The organism is Sphingomonas sp. CCH15-F11, from assembly GCF_001557005.1.
Lineage (GTDB): Bacteria > Pseudomonadota > Alphaproteobacteria > Sphingomonadales > Sphingomonadaceae > Sphingomonas.
Genome location: NZ_LSKG01000045.1, coordinates 1 through 25,507 on the forward strand (window position 1 = coordinate 1; position 25,507 = coordinate 25,507).

The 25,507-nt window shown below is 67.5% G+C and carries 23 protein-coding genes and 1 tRNA gene; 17 read left to right on the forward strand and 7 right to left on the reverse strand.

Annotation, left to right across the window (positions count from 1 at the left end):
• The first annotated feature begins 60 nt into the window (after positions 1-60).
• The 5 genes from yihA to dapE all read left to right on the forward strand — a co-directional run bounded on the left by yihA (position 61) and on the right by dapE (position 3,656).
• A complete protein-coding gene (gene yihA, locus AX709_RS04650; RefSeq protein ID WP_066547370.1) occupies positions 61-696 on the forward strand; it encodes a ribosome biogenesis GTP-binding protein YihA/YsxC in 636 nt (211 codons plus the stop codon).
• Complete coding sequence (locus tag AX709_RS04655; RefSeq protein ID WP_066547372.1) at positions 693-1,034, forward strand: gamma-glutamylcyclotransferase family protein; 342 nt, start codon at positions 693-695, stop codon at positions 1,032-1,034. The genes yihA and AX709_RS04655 overlap by 4 nt, the downstream gene beginning before the upstream one ends.
• 74 nt (positions 1,035-1,108) lie before the next feature.
• Positions 1,109-1,708, forward strand: a complete 600-nt coding sequence (locus AX709_RS04660; RefSeq protein WP_066547379.1) for an SOUL family heme-binding protein — start codon at positions 1,109-1,111, stop codon at positions 1,706-1,708.
• Between the two features lie 36 nt (positions 1,709-1,744).
• Complete coding sequence (locus AX709_RS04665) at positions 1,745-2,413, forward strand: glutathione S-transferase family protein (RefSeq protein WP_066547381.1); 669 nt, start codon at positions 1,745-1,747, stop codon at positions 2,411-2,413.
• 85 nt (positions 2,414-2,498) lie between these two features.
• Entirely contained in the window at positions 2,499-3,656 is a 1,158-nt protein-coding gene (dapE, locus tag AX709_RS04670) for a succinyl-diaminopimelate desuccinylase (protein ID WP_066547383.1), read from the forward strand.
• On the opposite strand, the gene AX709_RS04675 is transcribed toward dapE, so the two are convergent.
• The 4 genes from AX709_RS04675 to AX709_RS04690 all read right to left on the reverse strand — a co-directional run bounded on the left by AX709_RS04675 (position 3,613) and on the right by AX709_RS04690 (position 7,844).
• A complete protein-coding gene (locus AX709_RS04675) occupies positions 3,613-5,292 on the reverse strand; it encodes a putative bifunctional diguanylate cyclase/phosphodiesterase (protein ID WP_066547388.1) in 1,680 nt (559 codons plus the stop codon). The two genes, dapE and AX709_RS04675, sit on opposite strands and share 44 nt — an antisense overlap.
• A 71-nt stretch (positions 5,293-5,363) precedes the next feature.
• Entirely contained in the window at positions 5,364-5,945 is a 582-nt protein-coding gene (locus tag AX709_RS04680) for a Smr/MutS family protein (RefSeq protein ID WP_066547391.1), read from the reverse strand.
• Positions 5,926-7,182, reverse strand: a complete 1,257-nt coding sequence (mltA, locus tag AX709_RS04685) for a murein transglycosylase A (protein ID WP_082731628.1) — start codon at positions 7,180-7,182, stop codon at positions 5,926-5,928. The genes AX709_RS04680 and mltA overlap by 20 nt, the downstream gene beginning before the upstream one ends.
• A gap of 17 nt (positions 7,183-7,199) precedes the next feature.
• Complete coding sequence (locus AX709_RS04690) at positions 7,200-7,844, reverse strand: Tim44/TimA family putative adaptor protein (RefSeq protein WP_066480154.1); 645 nt, start codon at positions 7,842-7,844, stop codon at positions 7,200-7,202.
• 166 nt (positions 7,845-8,010) lie between these two features.
• Here AX709_RS04690 and secB point away from each other — a divergent pair, with 166 nt between their 5' ends.
• The 3 genes from secB to trpS are packed head-to-tail and all read left to right on the forward strand — an operon-like array spanning position 8,011 to position 11,145.
• Positions 8,011-8,532 (forward strand): protein-export chaperone SecB, encoded by a 522-nt coding sequence (gene secB, locus AX709_RS04695; RefSeq protein WP_066547420.1) that lies wholly within the window; start codon positions 8,011-8,013, stop codon positions 8,530-8,532.
• Between the two features lie 22 nt (positions 8,533-8,554).
• Positions 8,555-10,117 (forward strand): murein biosynthesis integral membrane protein MurJ, encoded by a 1,563-nt coding sequence (murJ, locus tag AX709_RS04700; RefSeq protein ID WP_066479725.1) that lies wholly within the window; start codon positions 8,555-8,557, stop codon positions 10,115-10,117.
• 20 nt (positions 10,118-10,137) lie between these two features.
• Positions 10,138-11,145 carry a tryptophan--tRNA ligase gene (trpS, locus tag AX709_RS04705; RefSeq protein WP_066547393.1) on the forward strand — a complete coding sequence of 336 codons (1,008 nt, stop codon included), beginning with the start codon at positions 10,138-10,140 and terminating at the stop codon, positions 11,143-11,145.
• Positions 11,146-11,551: 406 nt separating this feature from the next.
• Here the strand turns inward: trpS and AX709_RS18525 are convergent, their stop codons facing one another.
• On the reverse strand, positions 11,552-12,502 hold the full coding sequence (locus AX709_RS18525) for a hypothetical protein (RefSeq protein WP_066479729.1): 951 nt from the start codon (positions 12,500-12,502) through the stop codon (positions 11,552-11,554).
• A gap of 23 nt (positions 12,503-12,525) precedes the next feature.
• Entirely contained in the window at positions 12,526-13,002 is a 477-nt protein-coding gene (locus tag AX709_RS04715) for a host attachment family protein (protein ID WP_066479731.1), read from the reverse strand.
• Between the two features lie 102 nt (positions 13,003-13,104).
• On the opposite strand from AX709_RS04715, the gene serS reads away from it, so the two are divergent.
• From serS to AX709_RS04745, 6 genes are all read left to right on the forward strand, one after another.
• A complete protein-coding gene (serS, locus tag AX709_RS04720; protein ID WP_066547399.1) occupies positions 13,105-14,517 on the forward strand; it encodes a serine--tRNA ligase in 1,413 nt (470 codons plus the stop codon).
• Positions 14,517-15,287 (forward strand): 5'/3'-nucleotidase SurE, encoded by a 771-nt coding sequence (surE, locus tag AX709_RS04725; RefSeq protein WP_066547401.1) that lies wholly within the window; start codon positions 14,517-14,519, stop codon positions 15,285-15,287. The genes serS and surE overlap by 1 nt, the downstream gene beginning before the upstream one ends.
• Before the next feature lie 8 nt (positions 15,288-15,295).
• Positions 15,296-16,324 carry a potassium channel family protein gene (locus tag AX709_RS04730; RefSeq protein ID WP_066547404.1) on the forward strand — a complete coding sequence of 343 codons (1,029 nt, stop codon included), beginning with the start codon at positions 15,296-15,298 and terminating at the stop codon, positions 16,322-16,324.
• Positions 16,321-16,665: a DMT family protein gene (locus AX709_RS04735; RefSeq protein ID WP_197418968.1), complete on the forward strand. Its 345-nt coding sequence runs from the start codon at positions 16,321-16,323 to the stop codon at positions 16,663-16,665. Before AX709_RS04730 ends, AX709_RS04735 begins: the two co-directional genes overlap by 4 nt.
• A gap of 523 nt (positions 16,666-17,188) precedes the next feature.
• Positions 17,189-18,541, forward strand: a complete 1,353-nt coding sequence (gene rimO, locus AX709_RS04740; protein WP_066547407.1) for a 30S ribosomal protein S12 methylthiotransferase RimO — start codon at positions 17,189-17,191, stop codon at positions 18,539-18,541.
• A gap of 8 nt (positions 18,542-18,549) precedes the next feature.
• On the forward strand, positions 18,550-19,956 hold the full coding sequence (locus tag AX709_RS04745; protein ID WP_066547410.1) for a leucyl aminopeptidase family protein: 1,407 nt from the start codon (positions 18,550-18,552) through the stop codon (positions 19,954-19,956).
• Between the two features lie 281 nt (positions 19,957-20,237).
• Here the strand turns inward: AX709_RS04745 and AX709_RS04750 are convergent, their stop codons facing one another.
• Positions 20,238-21,950, reverse strand: a complete 1,713-nt coding sequence (locus AX709_RS04750) for a M1 family metallopeptidase (protein WP_066547413.1) — start codon at positions 21,948-21,950, stop codon at positions 20,238-20,240.
• Positions 21,951-22,042: 92 nt separating this feature from the next.
• Here AX709_RS04750 and lon point away from each other — a divergent pair, with 92 nt between their 5' ends.
• The 3 genes from lon (at position 22,043) to AX709_RS04765 (ending at position 25,012) form a co-directional block, all read left to right on the forward strand.
• Positions 22,043-24,439, forward strand: coding sequence for an endopeptidase La (gene lon / locus AX709_RS04755; protein ID WP_066479752.1), 2,397 nt, complete (start codon positions 22,043-22,045; stop codon positions 24,437-24,439).
• Between the two features lie 144 nt (positions 24,440-24,583).
• A complete protein-coding gene (locus tag AX709_RS04760) occupies positions 24,584-24,856 on the forward strand; it encodes an HU family DNA-binding protein (protein ID WP_066479755.1) in 273 nt (90 codons plus the stop codon).
• Between the two features lie 81 nt (positions 24,857-24,937).
• Positions 24,938-25,012, forward strand: a tRNA-Val gene (locus AX709_RS04765).
• Positions 25,013-25,507 lie beyond the last annotated feature (495 nt).

Sequence of the window (25,507 nt, forward strand, 5' to 3'; positions counted from 1 at the left end):
CCCCTCCACCATTTGCTACGCAAATGGTCCCCCTCCCCGAGTCGAGCTCGGGGAGGATTTATGAGCGAGGACATCGAGCTCATCGAGGCCGCGCGCCGGACCTTTGCGGGTCCGGTCGCTTTCCTGAAGTCCGCGCCCTCGCTTCAGCACCTGCCCGCACCCACGGTGCCCGAGATCGCGTTTGCGGGCCGGTCGAATGTCGGCAAGTCTTCGCTGCTCAACGCGCTTGCCGGACGCAATGCGCTCGCGCGCACGTCGAACACGCCGGGGCGGACGCAAGAGCTCAACTTCTTCGACATCGGTGATCCGCTGCGCTTTCGCCTGGTGGACATGCCGGGCTACGGCTTTGCCAAGGCGCCGAAGGACATGTTGCGCCAGTGGCGCTTCCTGGTGAACGATTTCCTGCGCGGCCGCGCGGTGCTGAAACGCACGCTGGTACTCATCGATTCGCGCCACGGCATCAAGGATGTCGATCGCGAAATCCTCGACATGCTTGACCAGGCGGCGGTCAGCTATCGCGTCGTCCTCACCAAGGCCGACAAGATCAAGGCGAGCGAGCTGGCCGACATGTTCGCGCGCACCACCGCGGAGGCGCGCAGACGTCCGGCCGCGCATCCCGACATCCTCGCGACCTCGAGCGAAAAGGGCATGGGCATTCCCGAATTGCGCGCCGCCGTCCTCGAAGCGATCGGGTGAGCGCGGCAGATCAGGCGCTGTTCTCCTATGGCACGCTGCAGCTCCCCGAGGTGCAGCGTGCCACGTTCGGCCGGTTGCTGTCGGGCACGCCGGACGTACTGACCGGGTTCCGCCGGATCATGATCGAGATTGACGACCCGGATGTGCGCGATGCGAGCGGGATCGCCACCCACCCGGCGCTGGTGGCTGACCCGGACGCCCCGCCGATCCCCGGACAGGTGTTCGACGTGACAAATGCCGAACTGGCCGCCGCGGATGTCTACGAAAGCGCGAATTACCGACGCATCACAGTCACGCTGATGTCGGGGCGTAGCGCCTGGGTCTATATCCGGGCATAGCGGCCGCAACGCCCGGCGGGTTCGCGCGTTGGGCGGCCGATGCCCGACGGCGGTATGGCTTGGAAGGAAACTCGATGAGCAAGACGGCACAATGGGCGAAGATCGGCGGCGGGATCGCCGCGCTGGCGGTGGGCGCGGGCGCATGGTTCGTCTGGCGCGAGAAATCGGTCGAGCAGCCGGACTTCACCCTGGTCGAGCAGGACGGCGATTTCGAGATCCGCGACTATCCGGAGATCACCGTCGCCGAAACCGTGGCGGCGGGCGCGCGGCGCGAAGCCACCAATGCCGGGTTCCGGCGCCTGGCCGATTACATTTTCGCCAAGGACCGCGCCGGGGAGAAGATCGCGATGACCGCCCCCGTGCTTCAGGATCAGGACGGCGGCACGGCCTGGCGCACGCGCTTCGTGATGCCCGCCGCGCGCAGCCGCGCCACGCTTCCCACGCCCGACCGAAACGTCGCGCTGACGACGTTGCCACCACGCCGGGTCGCGGCGGTCCAGTTCTCCGGCAACGCCGACGCAATGGCGCTCGAGACGCACGAACGCGCGCTGCGCGAATGGCTGACCGGGCGCGACATCCTGCCGACCGGGCCAGTCGAATATGCGTTCTACAACTCGCCCTTTGTGCCGGGTCCGCTCAAGCGCAACGAAATCCTGCTGCCGATTGCGGGTTAGGTTGCCGCTCACCATGCGGGCCGCTATCCCCGCACCATGCTCAAGATCATCATCGGCAACAAAGCCTATAGCTCGTGGTCGCTGCGCGGCTGGCTGGCGGTGCGGCAGTCGGGGCTGCCTTATCAGGAAGTGGTCGTGCCGCTGTACGACGCCGACTGGGACCGGCGGCGCGAGGGCGACGAGTTCGCGCCGTCGTCGGGCAAGGTGCCGATCCTGTGGGACGGCGATATCGTCGTCTGGGATTCGCTGGCGATCATCGAATATCTGAACGAGAAGACCGCGTGCCAGTGCTTCTGGCCCGAGGACCTCGCCGCGCGCGCCATGGCGCGGTCGATGGCTGCGGAGATGCATTCGGGCTTCTCCGCGCTGCGGCGCAAGCACAGCATGAACGTCCGCCACGTCTATCCGCCGCGTCAGCCCGACGACGACGTGCTGCAGGAGCTCGACCGGCTCATGGAAATCTGGGCACAGGCGCGGGCCCGTTATGGCGGCGCGGGCAAGTTCCTGTTCGGCGATTTCGGCGCGGCCGACATCATGTTCGCCCCCGTCGTGACCCGGCTGGTCACCTATTCGCTGCCCGTCGCCCGCTTCGCCCCGGCCTATATGCACGCGGTGCTCACCCATCCGTTCATGCAAGACTGGCTCGCCGCCGCGCAGGAGGAGGAATGGGTGATCGAGAAGTTCGAGGGGCCGGTCCAGGCCTGAGCGCGCGCGTGATCACCGCTGGCGGGATTGTGTCGGGCGCGGGCTTGCGCGATGGCAGTGTCCCGCTCTGCCGAAAGAACCGCGATTGACCGACCTGCTCGACCTGACCCGTGCGCTGATCGACGCCGAGAGCATCACGCCCGCAACCGGCGCCGTGTTTGACGTGCTCGAGGCCGCGCTCGTCCCGCTTGGCTTTAATGTCGATCGCTTCATCGCGGGCGGCCCCCCGCACGGGCCGGTCGAGAACCTGCTCGCCGTTCGCGGGGCCGGCGGCACGCATTTCGCCTTTGCCGGGCACCTCGACGTGGTGCCGCCGGGCAAGGGCTGGACCACCGACCCGTTCCGGGCGGAGCTGCGCGGCGGATTGCTGCATGGCCGCGGTGCCGTCGACATGAAGGGGGCGATCGCCGCCTTTGTCGCCGCAGCCGCGCAGACGCCCGCCGATCTCGGCACGATGAGCCTGATCATCACCGGCGACGAGGAAGGCCCGGCGATCCACGGCACGATCGCGCTGATCGAGCGGATGAAGGCGCGCGGGCTAAGCCCCGATTACTGCCTGGTCGGCGAACCGACATCGGTCAGCCGGCTAGGCGACATGATCAAGATCGGGCGACGCGGTTCGGTCAATATCTGGATCGACGTCCCGGGCCGGCAGGGCCATGTCGCCTACCCGCACCTCGCCGACAATCCGATCCCGCGACTGGTCAGGGCGCTGGCTGAGCTCGACGCGCTCGTCCTCGACGAAGGTACCGACTGGTTCCAGCCCACCAACCTCGAGATCACCGACCTGACGGTCGGCAATCCGGCGACCAACGTCATCCCGGCAGCGGCGCAGGCGCGGCTGAGCATTCGTTTCAACGACCTGCATCGCGGCGACGCGCTGGTCGCGCGTGTGCGCGACATCGTCGAAGCGCACGCCCCCGGTGCGGAGGTACGTGCGATGGTGTCGGGCGAGGCGTTTCTGACCCCGCCGGGCGCGTGGTCCACCCTGGTCTCCGACCGGATCGCCGCACATACCGGCCATTCGCCCGAATTGTCGACGACGGGCGGGACATCGGACGCGCGTTTCCTGTCACGGCTGTGCCCGGTGGTCGAGTTCGGACTGGTCAATGCGACGATGCACAAGCTCGACGAGGCGGTCGCGATCGACGACCTGACGTTGCTCGCCGCGATCTATGCCGACATCGCGCGCGGCGCGTTCAGCTTGCCGCCCGCATCAGCTGCCGGTCACGCGCCCAGTTGAGGAAGGTCGCCTCCTCCATCGGGCGCCCGATCGCATAGCCCTGGAGCACGTCGCAGCCGATCACGCGCATGACCTCGGCCTGCGCGGCGTTCTCGATCCCCTCCGCCACAGCCTCGCACCCGAGCCCGTGGACCAGCCCGATCACCGCCTGGACGATGGTGCGCGCCTCGGTCCGTTCGGCGACCTGCTCGATCAGCGACCGGTCGATCTTGACGCGATCGACCGGCAGCATCTGCAGCCGGCCGAGATTCGAATAGCCCGTTCCGAAATCGTCGATCGCGACGGTCGCCCCATCGGCGCGAAGCTGCGCGATCGCATCGATGACGTCGTCGCTACAGCTCATTACCAGGCTTTCGGTAATCTCGAGCTCGACCAGCCGCGCCGGCGCGCCGGCCGCACGCAGCGCGTCGCGCAGCCGTCGGAAAAAGCCGGCATGATCGAGCTGGCGCGGGCTGATGTTGACGGCAAGTCGCTGCTCGACGCCCAGCTTCGCCCAGCGGGCGATCGTTTCGGCAACGCGATGGATCACCCAGTCACCGATCTCGACGATCAGGCCGGTTTCCTCGGCACGCTGGATGAAGCTGCCGGGTAGCCGGAGGCCATCGGGATGTCGCCAGCGCAACAGCGCCTCTGCGCCGATCAGCCGGCCGTCGATCGCCGACACCTGCGGCTGGAACGCCAGCGTGAACTGGTCGCGCGCGACCGCGGTGCGCAGGTCCTGTTCGAGCCGCGTCCGCGCGTCGATCTCGGTCGCCAGCTGCTCGGTGAAATGTTCGACGCAGCCGCGCCCGTTGGCCTTGGCCTGATACATCGCCGCGTCCGCCGCGCGCATCAGTTCGCTCAGCGACCGGCCGTGCCGGGGGCGGACGGCTACGCCCACCGATGCGCCGATCTCGATCGACTGCCCCCCGAGGTCGAAGCTTTCGCCCAGCGCGAACAGGATGGCGCGCCCGATCCGGTCGATCCGCCTGGGTTCACGGATGTCGGGAAAAAACATGGTGAACTCGTCACCCGCCAGCCGGCCGATCAGGACCGGTCCAGTGCCCGTGGCGGGTTCATCGGCGAACCGCGCCGCCACCGCTCGCAGGCGATTGGCGACCATGCCGAGCAGGACGTCGCCGGTGGCGTGACCCATCGTGTCGTTCACCGCCTTGAAGCGGTCGAGATCGATGAAGAAGATGGCGGCGGCCGCGTCCGCGGGCAGCTCGGCCAGCGCACGCTCGCAGCAGCGCCTGAAGTGGATGCGGTTGGGCAGGTCGGTGACGCTGTCGAACATGGCCAGGCGCTGGACGGTGTCGAGATTGCCGTGCATCTGACGAAACAGGCTCTCCATCGCGGCGGCGAGTGTGGGCACGAAACGGCTCACCTGCTCGGGCACTTCGCCTTCAAGGTCGCCGTTCGCCGCGCGGGCCAAGCGCGCAATGGCTTCGTCGATGGCAGCGGCGGTGTTGGCGACGGCGTGTTCGGCATAGGCCCAGCACATCGTCGCACACACGATTGCGGCGACGAGAGAGGCGGCGGTGCCCGATATGTCGATCCGCCCGTTGGTGGTGGCCGCGAGCGCCAGGATGAAGGCGATTCCGCCCGCGCAAAGGGCAAAGGCGACCGCCTTGCTTTTGAGCGAGAAGACTTCCATCGACCGATCCGAAACTCCGCTTGCCGAACCGCCCTCGTCCGGCACGGCGCGTCGTTTTTGCCCGGAAACCGTTAAAATTTCGGTGCCGCAACCGTCGGGCGGCGGAGCACGAGATAGAGTGCACCGGCACCGCCATGACGCGGATGCGCCTGACGCACGGCGGCGATACGATCGGCGTGGCGCGATACCGCGAGCCAGTCGTGAACGGCCGCCCGGATCGCCCCGCGGGGATAGGGTCGCGCCGCGTCGTTTCCGGGCGGGCGGCCGGTAATGAGCAACAGCACCCGGTCACCTCGCGCGATTGCGTTGGCGAGCCCGGTGTCGAGCGCGGCATGGGCGCTGGCCAGCGTATGGCCGTGCAGGTCGATGCTGGAGTCCGGCGCGAGCGTGCCGCGCCGGATGCGCTGATCCCAGCTGCGGTCGAGCCCGCCCTCCGCCAGCGACTTGGGTGCCGATGCCGGCTTGGCGAGGGGCGGCGGCGGCGGGACGCGGCCCTTGCGTGGCCGGGTTGATACCTCGGTGGGCGCCGCGGCGGCGACGACGGGTTCCACCGGAGCCTTCGCGCGTGCGGCGGCGGGAGCGAGCGGGCGCACCGTCGCCATCACCTTCGCCCAGAGCGCCTGTTCGGCCGGGCTAAGGCGCCGGCCGGTCATTGCCCCGCGCGGTCAGCCGCGCCGCCGCCGGCTTGGGCAGCAGGATGAAGGCGGTGCCGCGCGCGGACATGCCGCCCGCGATCGCCCGCGCCTCCGCCCCCGCGCCCCAGAATGTATCGAAGCGATTCGGCCCCTTGATTGCCCCGCCGGTATCCTGCGCGATCCACAGTCCGGAGGCATCGACACGGTCCATCGACAAGAAGACGGGTGCGCCCAGCGGCACGAAACGCGGATCGGCAGCGACGCTCGCCTGCGCGACGACAGGCAGGCCCAGCGCACCCAACGGCCCCGGGCCGGTGAGTTCGCGGAAGAAGACGAAGCTCTTGTTCTCGCGCATCACCGCGCGCCCTTCGGCCGGGTTGGCGCGCAGCCACGCCATCAGCCCTTGCATCGATGCCTGGTCTGGGCCGATCAGCCCGCGATCGCGCATCAGCCGGCCGATGCCGGTATATTCGCGACCGTTCTGCCCGGCATAGCCGATCCGCATCACGCCCCCGTCGGGCAGCCTCAGCCGCCCGGAACCCTGGACCTGAAGGAAGAAGAACTCGATCGGGTCCTCCGCATAGGCGATTTCGAGGCCGCGCCCGGCAAGCGCACCTTCCTCGATCTCGGTCCGGTCGAAATAAGGGACAAGGGCATTGCCGCTCACGCGCCCGCGCACCTTGCGCTCGGCCAACTCGTTCGAAAACAGCCCGAGATCCACCTCCACGATATCCTTGGGGAGCGCGTAGATCGGCGTCTGATAAGGGCCCGTGCGGGTACGCGACCCGCTGATCTCTGGTTCGTAATAGCCGGTGGCAAACGCCTTGCCGTCGCCGACCTGGACCGGGTCGAACCAGCGCCCGAAAAAGTCGCGTGCGGCGCCCGGTGCGGTGGTCCGCGCTGCGGCACAGGCCGGCGCCCAGTCGGCCGGCATCGACAGACCCGAACTGTCCGCGCGCTGCGTCAGCGTGCCGCAGCTGGTAACGAAGGCCGCGAGTGCGCGCGCCGCGCCGGCCGCCTCGATCGGGAGGCCGGTCAGCGGCGGCCCGGCGACCACGCCCGCCAACGCCGCGGTGGTGACGCCGCTCGCGACCGTTGGCGCGGCAACCGGTTTGATCGGCGTCGCCGCGACCGGCTGGCGAGCGGCAGGCGTGGAGCCTGTAACTCCGGGAGCCGGCCGCGCATCACGCGGCACGACCGCACATCCCGCCAGCATCAGCGCGATGAGCGGCCCGGCGACACCTTTCATCTGCATTCCCCCGAACCCGCCGGTCAGGCTTCGTCGGTCTCGGCCAGTTTCCAGTTGGGATCGTCGCTGCGCAGCCGCCGCGTGAAGGTCCACACGTCGTGCGTCTGAACCGCATCGCTCAGCGAACCCGCAACCACATTGCCATCGGCGTCGCGCGTGACCGCAGCGATATCGGCGTCGAACCGGACGACGACGCGTGCGACGCCGTTTTCCACCGAAGCGCCGTCGATCAACGCTTCCTCGATCGACACGACCCGGTTGTCGAGGACATGGCCGGCGGCTTCACGCTCATCGATTGCCGCCTCGAACGCCGCCTTCACGTCGCTTTCGGTCAGCCAATCGAGCGTGGCGCGATCGCCCTTCCAGAAGGCTTCGAGCACCATGCGATAGGCACCCTTGGCCCCGTCGAGGAACTGGGCGACGTCAAACGACGGATCGGCAGCGATCAGCGCGCGAACGCCCCGTTCGGCCCCGTCGGAAAAAACGCGCGCGCCTGCATCGCGCGGCTCGACCGGCGTTTCGACCTGACGCGGCAGGCTGCTGGGCGGGAAACGCTCTTCCGCAGGTTTGGGCAGCGGCTGTTCATGCCCGGTGCGCTTGCCCAGGACCGAATACAGGCGCAGCGCCAGAAAGGCCGCCACCATCGCGAGCAAAACTACAACCAGCATCATCGCTCCACCATTCACGCTCCCCAACATAGGCGCAAGGGCCCCGGAGTTCAAATGCCCCGCGGGCGAGGTGCGACGGGCGTTGAACTGCCCCCCTGCCCCTGCTACGCGCCGCGATCATTCGACCGCGCATCCGTGCGCCACCCCACCACAGATGGATTTCCCGATGGACGAGCAAGACACCCCGCAGATGCCGAACGCCGGCGGCTTGGACGGAGAGGACCAGGCACCGGTCGCCAGCGTCATTTCGCAATATGTGAAGGACCTGTCGTTCGAAAATCCCAACGCCCCGGCGATCTACCAGCGCCAGGGCCAGCCCAAGATGGATGTCCAGTTCAACATCGGCGCGGGCCAGGTCGGCGAGGACGTGCACGAGGTCGTCCTGAAGATCGAGGCGCGTGGCGAGATCGACGGCCAGGTGCTGTATCTCGTCGATCTCAGCTATGCCGGACTGTTCCTGCTGCGCAACATCCCCGCCGAGCATCTCCAGCCGTTCCTGCTCGGCGAAGCGCCGCGCATCCTGTTCCCCTTCGCGCGCCGCGTGCTGGCCGATTCGGTGCGCGACGGCGGCTTCCCGCCGCTGATGCTGGAACCGATCGACTTCGGCGCGCTGTTCATGCAGCAGGCGATGGCGCGCCAGGTCGAGGCGGGCGAAGGCGATTTCGGCGGGCCCGCCGGCAACGCCTGACGACCGGCCCGGGCGCAGGACGATGAAGCTCGCGCGCGCGCTCGGATCGGTCGGCGGGCTGACCCTGGTCAGCCGATTCCTGGCGCTCGGCCGCGATTCGCTACAGGCGACCTTTGTCGGCGCGGGCTTTGCGTCCGACGCGTTTCTGGTCGCGTTCCGCCTGCCCAACATGTTCCGCGCGCTGTTTGCCGAAGGCGCATTCTCGGCCGCGTTCATCCCGCTGTTCAACCGCAAGGTGGCCGAGGGCGGCGACCGCGCCGCCGGCATCGCCTTTGCCGAACAGGCGCTGGCGGTGCTGCTGCCGATCCTGATCGTCTTCACCGGCATCATGATCGCGCTCGCCTGGCCGATCACCTTCGCTTTGTCGGGCGGGTTCAACGATCCGACGCCCGAACAGTTCGCCTATGCGGTCACGCTGTCGCGGATCACCCTGCCCTATCTGATGCTGATCTCGCTCGTGTCGCTGCTCGGGGGCATCCTCAACTCGCTCGACCGCTTCTGGGTCAACGCGGCCGCGCCGATCCTGCTCAACATCGCGATGATCGTCGCGCTGGTCGGTTTTCGCGGCGGTGATCCCTATGCGACCGCCCGGGCACAGGCCTGGGCGGTGACCGCGGGCGGCGCGCTTCAGCTCGGGTGGCTCATCCTCGCCTGCCGCGCGGCGGGGGTGAAGCTGCGCATCCGTCGCCCGCGCCTGACCCCGGAAATGCGCGAGCTGCTGCGCCTCATCATTCCTGCCGCCGCCGGCGCGGGCGCGGTCCAGGTCAATCTGCTGATCTCGACCGCGCTGGCCGGGCGACTGCTCGAAGCGGGGTCGATCTCGTACATCTACTATGCCGACCGGCTGAACCAGCTGCCGCTCGGGCTGATCGGCATCGGGCTCGGCACCATCCTGTTGCCGACGCTGTCGCGCCAGCTCGCCGCAAAGGAGGACGAGGTGGCGATGACGACGCAGAACCGGGGAATCGAGCTGGCGCTGCTGCTTACGCTCCCCGCCACCGTCGCCTTCATCGTCGCGGCCGAGCCGATCGTCGCCGGGCTGTTCCAGCATGGCGCGTTCACCGCGGCCGACACCCGCGCGACAGGGCTGGCGCTCGCGGTCTTCTCGCTGGGCCTGCCCGCCTATGTGCTGATCAAGGTGCTGACGCCGGGCTATTACGCCCGGTCCGACACGCGCACACCGGTCCGCTATGCAACCTGGTCGATCGGCGTGAACATCGCGGGCAACCTCATCCTCATCCCCCTGATCGGCCATGTCGGTCCGCCGCTGGCCACCGCGCTGGCCGCACTCGTCAACGTGGCGATGCTTTACCGCACGCTGGTGCGGCGCGGCCATTTCGTCGCCGACGCGCAGCTGCGCCGCCGTTTGCCGCGCCTCGCGCTCGCCGCGCTGATGATGGGCGGCGCGCTCTATGCCCTCGACCATCTCGCCACGCCCTACATCGCCGGCAGCCTGTGGGTGCGGATCGCGGCACTGGCGGCGCTGGTCGCGGGCGGCATCGCGGTCTATGCCGCGGCGTGCTTTGCGACCGGCGCGTTCGCGGTCGCCGATCTTCGTCAACTCGCGCGCCGCCGTCGCGCCTGAACCGCAGGGAACTTCAGAACATGCGCGTCCTGTCCGGCATCCAGCCCACCGGCAACCTCCACCTCGGCAATTATCTGGGCGCCATCCGGCAATGGGTGGCGATGCAGGACGCGATGGGTGCGGACGATCAGTGCCTGTTCTTCCTCGCCGACCTGCACGCGCTGACCGTCGCGATCGACCCGGCGGACCTGGCCGCGAGCACGATCGAAATGGCCGCCACGCTGCTGGCCGCCGGCATCGACCCCGCGCGCGCCATCCTCTTCAACCAGTCACGCGTCTCCGCTCATGCCGAACTGTGCTGGATCCTGCAGGGCACCGCGCGGATGGGCTGGCTCAACCGCATGACCCAGTGGAAGGACAAGGCCGGGAAGAACCGCGAGGGCGCGAGCGTCGGGCTGTTCACCTATCCGGTGCTGCAGGCCGCCGATGTCCTCGCTTATCAGGCCACGCACGTGCCGGTGGGCGAGGACCAGAAGCAGCATCTGGAGCTGGCGCGCGACATCGCGACCAAGTTCAACACCGATTTCGCGGTCGAGCTGTTCCCGCTGCCCGAGCCGCTGGTGTCGGCCGAAGCGCCGCGCATCATGTCGCTGCGCGACGGCACGGCAAAGATGTCGAAGTCCGACCCGTCGGACATGAGCCGGATCAACCTGATCGACGACGACGACCTGATCGTCCAGAAAATCCGCAAGGCGAAAACCGACCCCGAGCCGCTGCCTGCGACGATGGCGGAGCTGGAGGCACGTGCCGAGGCGCGCAACCTGGTGACGATCTATGCCGCCCTTTCGGGTGAGGCACCGGCGGAGGTGCTGGCGCGCTTTGCCGGGCAGGGCTTTGGCGCGTTCAAGCCCGCGCTCGCGGAACTGGCGGTCGCGACGCTGGGACCGATCCGCGACCGGCTGACGCGGTTGCTCGACGACCGGGCGGAGGTTGGGCGGCAGCTTGCCGAGGGTGCGGCCCGCGCGCAGGCGATTGCAGCCCCGACGCTGCGCGCGGCCAAGCAGGCGGTCGGGCTTCAGATCGGCTGATCGCGCGACGACGCACGTCGCACCAATGCGGCACGGCAAAACTGTCCCTGAATCGGACGTTAACCATAGTCGCGTGCCGTGCAGCGCACGATCTTGCCAATTCGAGACAGTAAACGTGGTTAAGCCGCTTGAACTGAGGTCGGGCTTCTGTGCTGCTGTCAGTCGGAAACGGTGTTCGCATCACCTGCTTTCGCCAGGCGCACGCAACGATGGAAGAGTGACCTATGTCGGTGAAGATGGCTTTGACGAAACTCTGCGCCTGTGCGGCGGGCGGTGCCCTGATCGGCGGCGGCGCGGTCCATGTCGCCGAGTCCGCGCAGGGTGCCCGCATCTTCTCGTCCAAGGTCGCGGAGCGGCGGATCACCAAGCGCGCGATCACCAAGCGCCCGGTGCGCCCGGCGGTGCGCTACGCCAAGCGCAAGCCCGTGCCCCAGCCGCGACCCGCACCCGCACCGACCACCGTCGTCGTCACCACCCAGGGAACGCCGGTGCCGTTGCCGCGTGATTCGGCGCCGCTGATCACCGGCGGCGGCGGTATCGCCCCCGCGGTATTCGCGGGCGGCGGCGGCTTTGGCGGCGGCGGATTTTTCGCGGGCGGGTTCTTCGGTGGCGGCGGATCGGGCGGCGGCAGCGTCGTCGTGTCGTCCACCGGATCGACCAGCACCAGCAGCGGATCGACCTCCACCTCGACCGGCGGATCGGGCGGCTCTTCGACCTCGACATCGTCGGGTGGATCGGGCGGGTCCTCGACCTCGACCGGCGGCTCCTCCACCTCGACCGGCGGTTCGTCAACGTCGACCGGCGGGTCCTCGACCTCGACCGGGGGATCCTCGACGTCCACGTCGACGGGCGGTTCGTCGACATCGAGCGGCGAGGTGTCGAGCACCTCGTCGACGGGCGGATCCTCCACCTCGACCTCCAGCGGCGAAGTATCGTCGACGTCGAGCTCAAGCGGCGACGTGTCGTCATCCACCTCGACATCGTCGGCCAGCAGCGCCAGCTCGGCGAGCAGCGCGAGCTCGAGCTCGGCCAGCTCCAGCGGTGACATGACCTCCTCTGCGTCCGGCTCGACGGGTTCGACCGGCTCGACCTCCAGCTCGGCGTCCGGCTCCACCTCCAGCGCGAGCTCCGCGTCGAGCTCGGGTTCAAGCTCGACATCGGGGTCGACCTCGACTTCCGGTTCGACCTCAAGCTCGACCTCGGCATCGAGCTCTGGCTCCACCTCGACGAGCGGCAGCACCTCGACCAGCTCGACCTCGTCGGGCGTGCCGCCGACGCCCGTGCCCGCGCCGCCGATGCTGCTGCTGTTCGGTGCAGCCGCGGGCGGACTGGCGCTGCGCCGCCGCCTGGGCCGCATGCTCGGCTGAGGATGGAAAGCCCCTAGGCGGCAATAAGCAGGCGCTCGATCTCGGGGATCGGGTGATCGGTCAGGTCCTTGGCAAGCTCGCCCGCCAATCGCGCCTCGACCTCCTTGTGATAATGCTTGCGCATCTCGCCCAGCGTGCGCGGCGGGGCGACGATGATCAGTTGTTCATACTGGTTGGCGAGCGCCCCCATCCGCAGCGTCTCGGCGGCTTCGGCAGCGAAGCGGTCTTCTGCCTGCTGATGAAAATCGGTCTCCTCCATCGAACTGCGTGGCCCATCCGCGCCCGACTGGCTGCCGCCAGGTCCGCCACCGCCCAGCGATGAAAAGGTGCGCCCGGGCGCGTCGGTCTTCTGTTCGCTGTCCTTCGGGTTGGGCTGCACCTGCTTGTCCTCGACCACGAGATTGGGGTGAACCGCATCCCCTTCGTTGCGCAGCCACAGCATCTTGCGACCATCCGCCACCAGCACCAGCGCGTCATGAGCGATCTGCATCCTTTATCCTCCTTGCCTGTTCATTCGCCCTCGACCAACGTCCGGGGACCGCGACGGGTTGCGCCTTGCGTCGCTTCGTCGCGGTCGCCATAGCCTGCCGCCATGCACGACATCCGCCTGATCCGCGACGATCCCGACCGTTTCGACCAGATGCTCGCCCGGCGGGGACTGCCGCCGGTGGCTCAGGATTTGCGCAAGCTCGACGAGCGGCGTCGGGCGCTGATCGCCGAGGCCCAGGTGGCGCAGGCACGGCGCAACGAAGCGTCAAAGCTGATCGGCGCGGCGATGGCCAAGGGCGATCAGGCGACGGCGGAGGCGCTGAAGGCCGAAGTCGCCGCGCTCAAGGACCGGCTGCCCGCGATCGAGGCGGAGGAGAAGGACGTCGCGGCGCAGTTGAAGGCCGCGCTTGACGTCATCCCCAACCTGCCCGCTGACGACGTGCCCGATGGCACGGACGAGGAGGGCAATGTCGAGGTGTCACGCTGGGGAACCCCGCGCAGCTTCGACTTCACGCCCAAGGAGCATGCCGATCTCGCCCCCCCACTCGGCATGGATTTCGAGACCGGCGCGCGGCTGTCGGGTGCGCGCTTCACCTTCCTGCGCGGCGACATGGCCCGCCTCCACCGCGCGCTCGGCCAGTTCATGCTCGACGTCCAGACCCGCGAGCATGGCTATCAGGAATGCAACCCGCCGGTGCTCGTCAAGGACGAGGCGATGTACGGCACTGACAAGCTGCCGAAGTTTGCGGAGGATAGCTTCTTTGCCGCTGATATGAGCACCCGCTCGAACCTGTTTTGGAATGCGATGCCGCCAGACTTTGAAAAAAGAATGGCCGCAACGCTCGAGGGTGAGTTCAGACCGAACCTTGAGGAAATGCTGGAGCGCGCCGACACAGCCGAGCAGTTCTGGCTCATCCCCACTTCGGAAGTCTCCCTCACCGCCAGCGTCATAGGCGAGCTGCTCGACGAAAGCGCCCTCCCGCTGCGCCTCACCGCCCTCACCTTGTGCTTCCGCTCGGAAGCAGGCGCGGCGGGGCGCGACACGCGCGGGTTCATCCGCCAGCACCAGTTCGAAAAGTGCGAGCTGGTCAGCATCGTCCGCCCCGAGGACTCGGAGTCCGAGCATCAGCGCATGACCCGCGCGGCGGAGACGATCCTGGAGCGGCTGAACCTGCCCTATCGCAAGCTGCTGCTGTGCACCGGCGACATGGGTTTCGGCGCGCGCAAGACCTATGACCTGGAGGTCTGGCTGTCCGGCCAGGGCGCGTGGCGCGAGATCAGCTCGTGCTCCAACACCGGCGACTTTCAGGCGCGCCGCATGAACACCCGCTATCGCGTCGCGGGCGAGCAGAAGAAGACCGAGTTCGTCCATACGCTCAACGGCTCCGGCCTCGCGGTCGGCCGCACGCTCGTCGCGGTGATCGAAAATTATCAGAATGCCGACGGCAGCGTCACCGTGCCTGACGCGTTGCTGCCCTATATGGGCGGCATCACCCGCCTGGAGCCGACCCCCTGATGCGCATCCTGGTCACCAACGACGACGGCTATCACGCCCCCGGCATCACGGTGCTCGAGGAAATCGCGCGCAAATTCTCCGACGATGTCTGGGTGGTCGCCCCGGCGGAGGAGCAATCGGGCGCGGGCCATTCGCTCACCCTCACCCGCCCGCTGCGCGTGCGCCGCTTCGGCGACCAGCGTTACGCGGTGATGGGCACGCCGACCGACGCGGTGATGATGGCGCTGGCGCGGATCATGAAGGATTGCCCGCCCGACCTGATCCTGTCCGGGGTCAATCGCGGCGCCAACCTGGCCGAGGACGTGACCTACTCCGGCACCGTCTCCGCCGCGATGGAGGGCGCGCTGGCCGGTGTCCGCTCGATCGCGCTCAGCCAGGTTTACCGGCGTGAGGGGATGGGCGACGCCGTCCCGTTCGGCGCGGCCAAGGCATGGGGCGAACAAGTGATCCGCCCGCTGATCGACATGGACTGGGCACCCCGCACGCTGGTCAACATCAACTTCCCCGCGCTCGCGCCCGAAGAGGTGAAGGGCATCCGCGTCGCCAATCAGGGCCTGCGCGACTATGGCCGGCTCCAGATCGTCAGCAACCGCGACCCGCGCGGCTACGAGTATTTCTGGTTCGGGCTGGGGCCGATGATCGAGACCCCGGCGCATTCGACCGACCTTGAGGCGATCGCCGACGGCTATGTCGCGGTGACGCCGCTGCACCTCGACCTCACCCATCACGAATCGATGGCCGCGCTCGAAGCGCGCTACCGGCAGGACTGAGCGCCGGCATGAGCCAACCGGTCGGCCGCTATCACACGCTGAAGCGCCGGTCGGGGTTGCCGTTGTGGGTATCGATCGGCTGGCGCGTGGTCGCGGTGCTCGCGCTGCTCGGGCTGGCGATCGGGGTGCACTGGTTCGACCGCGCGGGGCTGCGCGACAATTACGATGGCGAGATCAGCTTTCTCGACGTCGTCTATTTCACCATGATCTCGATCACCACGACGGGCTATGGCGACATCGCGCCGGTGACCACGCAGGCGCGCATGTTCGACGCGCTGGTCGTCACCCCGATCCGGGTGTTCGTGGTCCTCCTGTTCATCGGCACCACTTATGATTTCGTGCTCAAGCGCAGCTGGGAGAAATGGCGTATGGCTTCGATCCAGCGCAAGCTGACCAACCACATCGTCGTCGCGGGCTTTGGCCGGACCGGATCGGAGGCGGTCGACGAGCTGATCGCGCGCGGCGAGGCGCCAGCGAGCATCGTCGTGGTCGACGGCGATCCCGAACGGCTGGCGCGCGCCGAGGCGTGCGGCTGCAACGTCATCCAAGGCGATGCGACGCGCGACGAGCTGCTGACCGACGTTCGCATCTCCGACGCGCGTACGCTGATCGTCGCGGCGGGGCGCGACGACACCTCGATCCTCATCACGCTCACCGCCCGCCACCTGGCGCCCGGCCTGTCGATCAGCGTCATCGTAAAGGCGGAGGACAACGAATTTCCGGCGCGTGCCGCGGGGGCGAATACCGTCATCAATCCCGTCAGTTTCGCCGGACTGCTGCTCGCCAGTTCGTGCAGCGGCCAGCACATCGCCGATTACATGATGGACCTCGCCTCGATCGACGGGCGGGTCCAGCTCGCCGAGCGCCGCGTGCGGGATGAGGAGGTCGGCCAGCCGCTATCGGCGATCACCACCGGCCTGGGCGTCCGCCTCTATCGCGACGGCAAGCCGTTCAGCTTCGCCGAGCCCGAGGCAAAGGCGTTGGTGAAGGGCGACGTGATCGTCGAAATCGTGCCGCGGCGGATGGCGTCGGCGTGATCGACGGCGCCCGCATCCTGCCGATCCTGCTGCTGATCGGCTCCAACATCTTCATGACCTTCGCCTGGTACGGGCACCTGAAGTTCAAGCACGCGTCGATCGTCGCGGTCATCCTGATCAGCTGGCTGATCGCGCTGCCCGAATATCTGCTGGCGGTGCCCGCCAACCGGATCGGCAGCGCGGTCTATTCCGCCGCCCAGCTGAAGGGGATGCAGGAGGTCATCACGCTGAGCATCTTCGCGATCTTCTCGGTCGCCTATCTGGGCCAGAAGATCACGGTGAACCACCTGATCGGCTTCGCGCTGATCGCGGCGGGGGCGTTCTTCCTGTTCCGGGGGTGAGCCCGGACTTTCCCGTCATCCCGGCCCCGTGCCGGGGTCCACTGTGCCGCAAAGCGCCGTTGCGCGCCATTTGGGGCCGAGCCGATGCGCGGGGCAAGCGGCGCGCGTCGAGGATGGACCTGTGCGAGTTGCGTGGTGGACCCCGGCACAAGGCCGGGGTGACGAGGAAAGAGTGTCCGGGTTTTCCGAATGTGCATTTGGTCGAGGAATGGGGTGCATTTTCTCTCGTCACCCCGGCCTTGAGCCGGGGTCCTACTGCCTGATCCGACGCAAGAAGCATCGGGACCCCGGGTCGAGCCCGGGGTGCCGCGAAGTAAGGGGCTAGATTTTGCAACGATGCCTATTCCCGGTCAGCTTCTCAGGGTGAGCGGGTTGGGGTCCGGAAGCCGCAACAGGGGTTCGCGCGGCATGAGCGACTTCCCGGCGACCTGTCGACCCGACACCTGCCCGGACGGGCGACCGGTTGCCGACCATCCCCCCCGACTCGCTTTTTCCGCCAAAGCGCCTATGTGCGCGGCCAATCATGGCAACCATTCTCCCCGAACCGCCCCGCGTGGGCATGGTGTCGCTCGGCTGTCCCAAGAACCTGGTCGACAGCGAGCGGATCCTGACCAAGCTGCGTGCGGAGGGCTATGGCCTGTCCGCCGATTATGCCGGCGCGGACGTGGTGCTGGTCAACACCTGCGGCTTTCTGGACAGTGCCAAGGAGGAAAGCCTGGAGGCGATCGGCGAGGCGCTGGCGGAGAACGGCCGCGTCATCGTCACCGGCTGCATGGGCGAGGAAGCCGAGCGCATCCGCGCGCGCTTCCCCAACGTCCTCGCCGTCACCGGCGCGCATCAATATGAGCAGGTGGTCGATGCGGTCCATGCCGCCGCACCCCACACCCCCTCGCCCTATCTCGACCTGGTGCCCGAAGCGGGTCTCAAACTGACGCCGCGCCACTACAGCTATCTGAAGATTTCGGAGGGCTGCAACCATCGCTGCAGCTTCTGCATCATCCCGTCGTTGCGCGGCGACCTCGTCAGCCGCCGCCCCGACGCCATCCTGCGCGAGGCGGAGAAGCTGGTCGAAGCCGGCACCCGCGAGCTGCTGGTCATCAGCCAGGACACCTCGGCCTATGGCGTCGATATCCGCAAGGAACCGCGGATGTGGCAGGGCCGCGAAGTCGTCCCCCACATGACCGACCTGGCGCGCGAACTCGGCCGGCTTGGCACGCCGGAGCAGCCGGTCTGGGTGCGGCTGCACTATGTTTATCCCTACCCCCATGTCGATCAGGTCATTCCGCTGATGGCCGACGGGCTGGTGCTCCCCTATCTCGACATCCCGTTCCAACATGCCGCGCCCGACGTGCTGCGCCGGATGCGGCGGCCGGCCAACGAGGCCAAGGTGCTGGAGCGGCTGCGCAATTGGCGGGCGATCTGTCCCGACATCGCGATCCGTTCGTCCTTCGTCGTCGGCTTTCCCGGCGAGACCGAGGCGGATTTCCAGTATCTGCTCGACTGGCTGGAGGAAGCGCAGCTCGACCGCGTTGGCGCGTTCCGCTTCGAACCCGTCGCGGGTGCCGCCGCCAATGCCCTGCCCGATCCGGTGCCGGAGGAGGTGAAGGAAGACCGCTACGGCAGATTGATGGCGCTGACCGCGCGTATCTCGGCGGAGAAGCTCCAGGCCAAGGTCGGCCGCACGGTCGCCGTCATTATCGACGCGGTGGATACGGAGAGCGGCGGCGCGACCGGCCGCTCGACCGCCGACGCGCCGGAGATCGATGGTGAGGTTCATCTGCGCGACGCAGGACACCTCAACGAGGGCGACATCGTGCGGGTGGAAATCGAGGATGCCGACGATCACGACTTGTTCGGTGTTCCGATCGCGACCTAGATAGCGGGATGAACCCCGAACTCACCTCCCTGATCCAGCCCGATCGCGGGCAGGACGCGCGCGACATCCACCTGATCGATCCCAAGGGCTATGACGCCTGGTTCGCCGCGCAGCCGCCGCGGCATCGCGCCGCGATCGCGGCGCAGCGGTTGACGCCGACCGGCTATGCCAATGCGATCCTGCCGGGTGACGGGCCTGAGCAATGGTCGGTGGTGAGCGTGGTCGCCAATGTCGACAATCTGTCGCCCTGGTGCCTAGCGAAGCTGGCGGAGACGCTCCCGGAGGGCCATTACCGGTTGGCGGGGCGCGATCCTGGTCCGGCGCTGCTCGGCTGGCTGCTGGGCCAATATCGCTTCGACCGCTATCGCCGCGACGACAAGGCGGCGGGACCGCGCGTGTTGCTGACCAGCGATCCGGCGCGGGTCGATGAAGCCGTCAGGATCGCGCGTGCGACGTTCAAGGTGCGCGATCTGGTCAACACCCCCGCCTCCGACCTGGGGCCGGCCGACCTGGAGGCCGAGGCGCAGGCGTTAGGCAAGGCGCATGGCGCGAGCATCACCGTGACCAAGGGGCCGGACCTGGAACGCGGCTATCCGATGATCCACACCGTCGGCCGCGCCGCCGCGCGGGGCCGCGAGCCACGGCTGATCGAGCTGGAATGGGGTAACCCCGCTCACCCCCGCATCGCGATCGTCGGCAAGGGCGTGTGCTTCGATTCGGGCGGGCTGGACATCAAGCCGTCGGCGGCGATGCGGCTGATGAAGAAGGACATGGGCGGCGCGGCGCACGCGCTCGCGCTGGCCGAACTGGTCATGGCGTCGCGGCTGCCGGTGCGGCTGCACCTGCTGATCGCGGCGGTCGAAAATTCGGTGTCGGGCGATGCCTTCCGCCCCGGGGACGTGCTGGCGACGCGCAAGGGGCTGACGGTCGAGAATACCAATACCGATGCGGAGGGGCGGCTGATCCTGGGCGACGCGCTGACCCGCGCGGTCGAGGGCGCGCCCGAGCTGATCCTTGATTTCGCCACGCTGACCGGCGCGGCGCGGGTGGCGCTGGGGCCCGACCTGCCCGCGATGTTCGCAAATGACGATGCGTTGGCCGACGCCTTGCTCGACGCGGGCAAGGCAGTGTCCGATCCCATGTGGCGGCTGCCGCTATGGGACGGCTATGACGAGATGCTGAAATCCGACATCGCCGACCTGGTCAACGCCGCCGACGGCCCGTTCGCGGGATCGATCACCGCCGCGCTGTTCCTGCGCCGCTTCGTGCCGGCGGAGATTGCGTGGGCGCATTTCGACACGTTTTCGTGGCGACCGGCGGCCAAGCCGGGCCGAGCCAAGGGTGGCGATGCGCAGGGTCTGCGCGCGAGCTGGGCGATGCTGAAGGTGCGTTACGGAGCCGAGAGGCGGCCCTGATCAACTTTTCTCGCGAGCACGCATCAAATTCGTCACCCCGGCCTCGTGCCGGGGTCCACCGTGAAGCAGGCCAAAGCGGTCGATTAATTGCTCTGTGGCTATCAGCCAGCGCGGAATCCGCGCGAGACCCGCCAGGGGGCCCGGTGGACCCCGGCACAGGGCCGGGGTGACAGCAGAAAGACCGGTTACTCGGGGGCAACGTGCGCGCCGCGTCAGCATTGAAACATTGCAACGATCGACCTGCGTTTCCGTGCTCAACCCTACCAAGCAATGGACTTTCCCTAACTCCCCCGCGCCCGCTGCGCCTGCAGCCGTTCCACCGCATCGGAGTGGCGCAGGATGCGGGACATCGGGTCGATGACGATGTGCGCTCTTGCGGGCAGTGCGATCTGGCCGCGCCCTTCGGCCATGGCCACCGTCTGCACCCGGCCGTCCACCGCCACTTCGACCGGCATCGGGAACGGCTTGCCGCCCGGTGCCTGCCAGATCAGCGTCAGGCCCGCCTCATCGCGCTGCTCGATCAGGCGCGGCAGCGCGGCTTCGCGCAGATAGACGTCGAAGAACCAGCCGAGATCGCGCCCGCTCACCTGATTGACGATGCGCTGGAACTCGCCGGTCGAGCCATAGCGCGGCTGGAAATTGCCCGGCCGGGGATCGGGCCGGCCATAGACGAGTCGCCGCGTCGCCTCAAAAAACGCCTCGTCGCCGATCAGGCCGCGCAGCGTGTGGAGCATCCACGACGCCTTGTAATAGATGTCCGAGCCCGGCCCCTTGACGCGATCATAGACCTGTTCGGCCGCCTGGGGCTTGCCCGAGACGATCGGGAACTGGCTGGCGATCTGTTCGCGCTGCGTCAGCATCATCGCCACATAGCGCCCGTCGCCCTCGCGCCAGCGGCCGTAAAGCGGCTGCATATAGCTCGCAAACCCCTCATGGAGCCAGAAGTCGTCCCAATTGGCGGCGGTCAGCTGGTTGGCGAACCACTCATGTGCGAATTCATGGTGGAACAGCCAGTCGAAGCCCTCGGCGGCCTTGCGATAATTGTTGCCATAGGCGTTGATCGTCTGATGCTCCATGCCAAGGTGCGGCGTCTCGACCACGCCGACCTTTTCGTCGGCGAAGGGATAGGGCCCGATCACAGCCTCGAAGAAATCGAGCGTCGGCGCGAATTCGGCGAACAGCTCGCGCGCCTGCACCTCACGGCCGGGCAGATGCCAGAACGACATTGGCACGGCATTGCCGAACCGGCTCTGATAGTCGCCGGCGATCTGCACATAGGGGCCGATATTGAGCGCGATCCCGTAGTTCGTCGGATGCGCGGCGCGCCAGTGCCATGTCGAACGCCCGTCGGGCAGGCGGTCGACCCCCAGCAGCCGACCGTTGGACGGCGCGGCCAGCTCCGCCGGTACGGTCAGGTGCAACGTGACCGCCCGGGCCTCCTGATCGGGCTGGTCGATGCACGGCCAGAACAGATCGCACCCCTCGCCCTGCACCGCGGTCGCGATCCACGGCTTGCCGTCGGCGGTGTGCGACCAGACGAAGCCGCCGTCCCACGGCGCGCGCTTGGCGACATGCGGCACGCCGCCATAATCGATGCGCGCGACGATTTCCGCGCCCGCCGGCTGCATCGCCGGGAGCTGGATGCGCAGCCGCCCGTCCGGATTGGACCATCGGCCCGCAGCCAGCGCGACGTCGCCGATCCGCACGCCGCGCACCGGCAGGTTGCGATCGAGATCGAGCACGAGCACCTGAACAGGGGCCCGCGCCGTGAAGCGCAACGTCGCGACTGCGGCGATCGCCTGGCGCTCCGGCAGCACCTCGATCGCAAGGTCGGCCGTGTCGAAACGGAGCTTTGCCTGATCGGGATCGGTTGGACCGCCAGAGAGGGCCGTCTGCGGGGTGAGCTCGCCATCCTTGCCCGGCGCGGCCGCGGTCAGGAGCATGGCGATCGCCGCCGCGAAATGGCGACCGGCAACGGCGAAACGACCTGCCATTTGACCCTCCATCGGTGTGGATGATTGATGCGCGGGACAGGCTGTCCCATATAAAGCGATCAGACGCCCGCGTTCGGCGTTCCGGAGTTCATATGAAGAAATCTTACCCCGTCCTTCCGCTGCGCGACATCGTCGTGTTTCCGCACATGATTGTGCCGCTGTTCGTGGGTCGCGACAAGTCGGTCGCCGCGCTGGAAGCGGCCATGGCGGACGACAAGGAGATCTTTCTCGTCGCGCAGCTCGACCCGGCCGAAGATGATCCGGGTCGCGACGACCTGTACGACACCGGCGTTTCGGCCGAGGTGCTCCAGCTGCTGAAGCTGCCCGACGGCACGGTACGCGTGCTGGTTGCCGGGCGCGAACGCGGCACGCTCGACCAGGTCCGCGGCGAGGGTGATTTCCTGGTCGCCGATGTCAGCCCCGTCGCCGATGTCGAGGCGGACGGTGCCGAGGTCCAGGCGCTGATGCGATCGGTCGTCGACCAGTTCGAGAATTATGCCAAGCTCAACCGCAAGCTGCCGTCGGAAACCGCGGTTCAGGTGGCCGAGCTCGACGATGCGTCGCGGCTCGCCGATGCGGTGGCCGCCAATATCGCGGTCAAGGTCGCCGACAAGCAGGCGCTGCTGGTCGAGCGCGATCCGCGCAAGCGGCTGGAAATGGTGTTCGCCTTCATGGAGGGCGAGTTGGGCGTGCTGCAGGTGGAGAAGAAGATCCGCAGCCGTGTGAAGCGGCAGATGGAGAAGACGCAGCGCGAATATTATCTGAACGAGCAGCTGAAGGCGATCCAGCGCGAGCTCGGCAACGAGGGCGACGAGGGTGACGGCGACGAGATCGCCGAGCTGACGCAGAAGATCGCGACGCTCAAGCTGAGCAAGGAAGCGCGGACCAAGGCGCAGGCCGAGCTGAAGAAGCTGAAGACGATGGCACCGATGAGCGCCGAGGCGACCGTGGTGCGCAACTATCTCGACGTGCTGCTTGGCCTGCCCTGGGGCAAGAAGTCGAAGCTCAAGCGCGACATCGCCGCCGCCCAGGCGATCCTGGACGAGGACCATTACGCGCTGGAAAAGGTCAAGGACCGGATCGTCGAATATCTCGCCGTTCAGGCGCGCACCAACAAGCTGAAGGGCCCGATCCTGTGCCTGGTCGGCCCGCCGGGCGTCGGCAAGACCTCGCTCGGCAAGTCGATCGCCAAGGCGACCGGGCGCGAGTTCATCCGCCAGTCGCTGGGCGGCGTGCGCGACGAGGCCGAGATCCGCGGCCACCGACGCACCTATATCGGCTCGCTGCCGGGCAAGATCGTCACCAACCTGCGCAAGGCGGGGACGAGCAACCCCCTATTCCTGCTCGACGAGATCGACAAGCTCGGCCAGGATTTCCGCGGCGATCCCGCGTCCGCGCTGCTCGAGGTGCTCGATCCCGAACAGAACAACAAGTTCAACGACCATTATCTCGAGATCGACGTCGACCTCTCCGACATCATGTTCGTGACAACGGCGAACACGTTGAACCTGCCCCAGCCGCTGCTCGACCGGATGGAGATCATCCGGCTCGAAGGCTATACCGAGGACGAGAAGGTCGAGATCGCCGAGCGGCACCTGATCGCCAAGCAGATCGAGGCGCATGGCCTGAAGGACGGCGAATTCGTCCTGACCCATGAAGGGCTGCGCGACCTGATCCGCTATTATACCCGCGAAGCCGGGGTCCGCACGCTGGAACGCGAGATCGCGAAGCTGGCGCGCAAGGCGCTGCGCCGCATCCTGGAGGGCAAGGCGGCACACGTGACGATCACGCCCGAAAATCTCCACGAGTTTGCCGGCGTGCGCAAATACCGCTTTGGGATCGGCGAGGAAGAGCATCAGATCGGCGCGGTGACGGGGCTTGCCTGGACCGAGGTCGGCGGCGAACTGCTGACCATCGAAAGCGTGACCGTGCCCGGCAAGGGCGCGATCAAGACGACCGGCAAGCTGGGCGACGTTATGAAGGAAAGCGTCGAGGCGGCGTTCAGCTTCGTGCGCGCCCGTTCGCCTTCCTATGGCATCAAGCCGAGCGTGTTCGCGCGCAAGGACATCCACGTCCACCTGCCCGAGGGCGCAGTGCCCAAGGACGGGCCGTCAGCGGGCATCGGCCTGGTCACGTCGATCGTGTCGACGCTGACCGGCGTGGCGGTGCGGCGCGACGTGGCGATGACCGGCGAGGTGACGCTGCGCGGCCGCGTGCTGCCAATCGGGGGGCTGAAGGAGAAGCTGCTCGCGGCGCTGCGCGGCGGGATCACCACCGTGCTGATCCCGCAGGAAAACGAGAAGGACCTGGCCGAGATTCCCGCGAATATCCGCGAGGGACTCGAGATCGTTCCGGTCGCGCATGTCGACGAGGTGCTGCGCCTGGCGCTGGTCGAACCGCTCGCCCCGATCGACTGGAGCGATGCGGACGATCTGGCGGCGCAGCCGATCTTGCCGGTAACCGGTCAGAACGAGCCCATTCATCACTAAAAGCCCATGAGATCCGGTCGTTTGGCCGGAAAATCGACGCTTTTGCTTTGACAGCGCGATTTTCCACCGTCTTACTGAGACTCCGGCGCGAGCCGCCGCGTGAGTCTTTACAACGACAACCGGGTAAACAGGGGTTCTACAGCGATGAACAAGCAGGAGCTGATTGGGCAGGTCGCCGATCATTCGGGTCTGGCCAAGGGGGATGCAAGCAAGGCCGTCGAAGCCGTGTTCGATGCGATCACCGGCGCGCTCAAAAAGGGCGACGACGTGCGACTGGTCGGGTTCGGCACCTTTTCGGTCAGCAAGCGCAAGGCATCGACCGGGCGCAACCCCCGCACCGGCGAGGAAATGACGATCAAGGCGTCCAACCAGCCGAAGTTCAAGGCGGGCAAGGGACTGAAGGATTCGGTCAACTAATTCTCGCTGCGGCGGGGCTGGACAGCTGGGCGGCGCTTGATTACACGCGCGGCTCCGTCGGGAGGCCTTGGCCGCGCGATCGGGCGCGTAGCTCAGTGGTAGAGCACTGTGTTCACACCGCAGGGGTCGCTGGTTCAATCCCAGCCGCGCCCACCACCCGAAAGGCCCGCCGGCTCGCATGAGCGGCGGGCTTTTTCATTTCCAGGCACGGTCGTCCCGACACCACAGGGCGTGCGCGGTCCCGATCGACCCAAAACGCGACATCCAGCCTGAGAACCCCGCACGATTTCGCCGAACCGTCATGCGGGCGAAACACTTGTCACCGTTTTGAAACGTTTAAGTCTTCGTTCTGACCACAAAATCCCATCTCCCGGTCACAGGGCGCGCCTAGCGCGGGGCCAGAGGGCGACAGGGGGAACTCCGAGTCGATCACGGCGAACAACGCCTACCCTCAGGAATTCGAAACGATCGGAACGGAGATTTTCATGGCCGACTACAAGCGTCTCAGCCTCATCCTGCTCACCGGCGTGGCTGGCGCCGCGCTTTCCGCCTGCGACGGCGCGACCAGCGTCGCCTCGCCCGGCGAAGGCACGATCGTCGTCCCGGCGCCGGCACCCGCGCCCACGCCGTCGCCGACCCCCTCGCCCACCC

What these genes read in the sequence shown, in the direction of transcription:
- AX709_RS04750 (WP_066547413.1), bottom strand. Translation starts at nt 21,950, where the DNA reads ATGGCAGGTCGTTTCGCCGTTGCCGGTCGCCATTTCGCGGCGGCGATC.
- trpS (WP_066547393.1), top strand. Translation starts at nt 10,138, where the DNA reads ATGCGCGTCCTGTCCGGCATCCAGCCCACCGGCAACCTCCACCTCGGC.
- lon (WP_066479752.1), top strand. Translation starts at nt 22,043, where the DNA reads ATGAAGAAATCTTACCCCGTCCTTCCGCTGCGCGACATCGTCGTGTTT.
- rimO (WP_066547407.1), top strand. Translation starts at nt 17,189, where the DNA reads ATGGCAACCATTCTCCCCGAACCGCCCCGCGTGGGCATGGTGTCGCTC.
- AX709_RS04675 (WP_066547388.1), bottom strand. Translation starts at nt 5,292, where the DNA reads ATGGAAGTCTTCTCGCTCAAAAGCAAGGCGGTCGCCTTTGCCCTTTGC.
- AX709_RS04690 (WP_066480154.1), bottom strand. Translation starts at nt 7,844, where the DNA reads ATGCTGGTTGTAGTTTTGCTCGCGATGGTGGCGGCCTTTCTGGCGCTG.
- AX709_RS04715 (WP_066479731.1), bottom strand. Translation starts at nt 13,002, where the DNA reads ATGCAGATCGCTCATGACGCGCTGGTGCTGGTGGCGGATGGTCGCAAG.
- AX709_RS04745 (WP_066547410.1), top strand. Translation starts at nt 18,550, where the DNA reads ATGAACCCCGAACTCACCTCCCTGATCCAGCCCGATCGCGGGCAGGAC.
- AX709_RS04760 (WP_066479755.1), top strand. Translation starts at nt 24,584, where the DNA reads ATGAACAAGCAGGAGCTGATTGGGCAGGTCGCCGATCATTCGGGTCTG.
- yihA (WP_066547370.1), top strand. Translation starts at nt 61, where the DNA reads ATGAGCGAGGACATCGAGCTCATCGAGGCCGCGCGCCGGACCTTTGCG.
- AX709_RS04680 (WP_066547391.1), bottom strand. Translation starts at nt 5,945, where the DNA reads ATGACCGGCCGGCGCCTTAGCCCGGCCGAACAGGCGCTCTGGGCGAAG.
- murJ (WP_066479725.1), top strand. Translation starts at nt 8,555, where the DNA reads ATGAAGCTCGCGCGCGCGCTCGGATCGGTCGGCGGGCTGACCCTGGTC.
- secB (WP_066547420.1), top strand. Translation starts at nt 8,011, where the DNA reads ATGGACGAGCAAGACACCCCGCAGATGCCGAACGCCGGCGGCTTGGAC.
- AX709_RS04730 (WP_066547404.1), top strand. Translation starts at nt 15,296, where the DNA reads ATGAGCCAACCGGTCGGCCGCTATCACACGCTGAAGCGCCGGTCGGGG.
- AX709_RS04660 (WP_066547379.1), top strand. Translation starts at nt 1,109, where the DNA reads ATGAGCAAGACGGCACAATGGGCGAAGATCGGCGGCGGGATCGCCGCG.
- surE (WP_066547401.1), top strand. Translation starts at nt 14,517, where the DNA reads ATGCGCATCCTGGTCACCAACGACGACGGCTATCACGCCCCCGGCATC.
- AX709_RS18525 (WP_066479729.1), bottom strand. Translation starts at nt 12,502, where the DNA reads ATGCGGCCCAGGCGGCGGCGCAGCGCCAGTCCGCCCGCGGCTGCACCG.
- AX709_RS04665 (WP_066547381.1), top strand. Translation starts at nt 1,745, where the DNA reads ATGCTCAAGATCATCATCGGCAACAAAGCCTATAGCTCGTGGTCGCTG.
- serS (WP_066547399.1), top strand. Translation starts at nt 13,105, where the DNA reads ATGCACGACATCCGCCTGATCCGCGACGATCCCGACCGTTTCGACCAG.
- mltA (WP_082731628.1), bottom strand. Translation starts at nt 7,182, where the DNA reads ATGCAGATGAAAGGTGTCGCCGGGCCGCTCATCGCGCTGATGCTGGCG.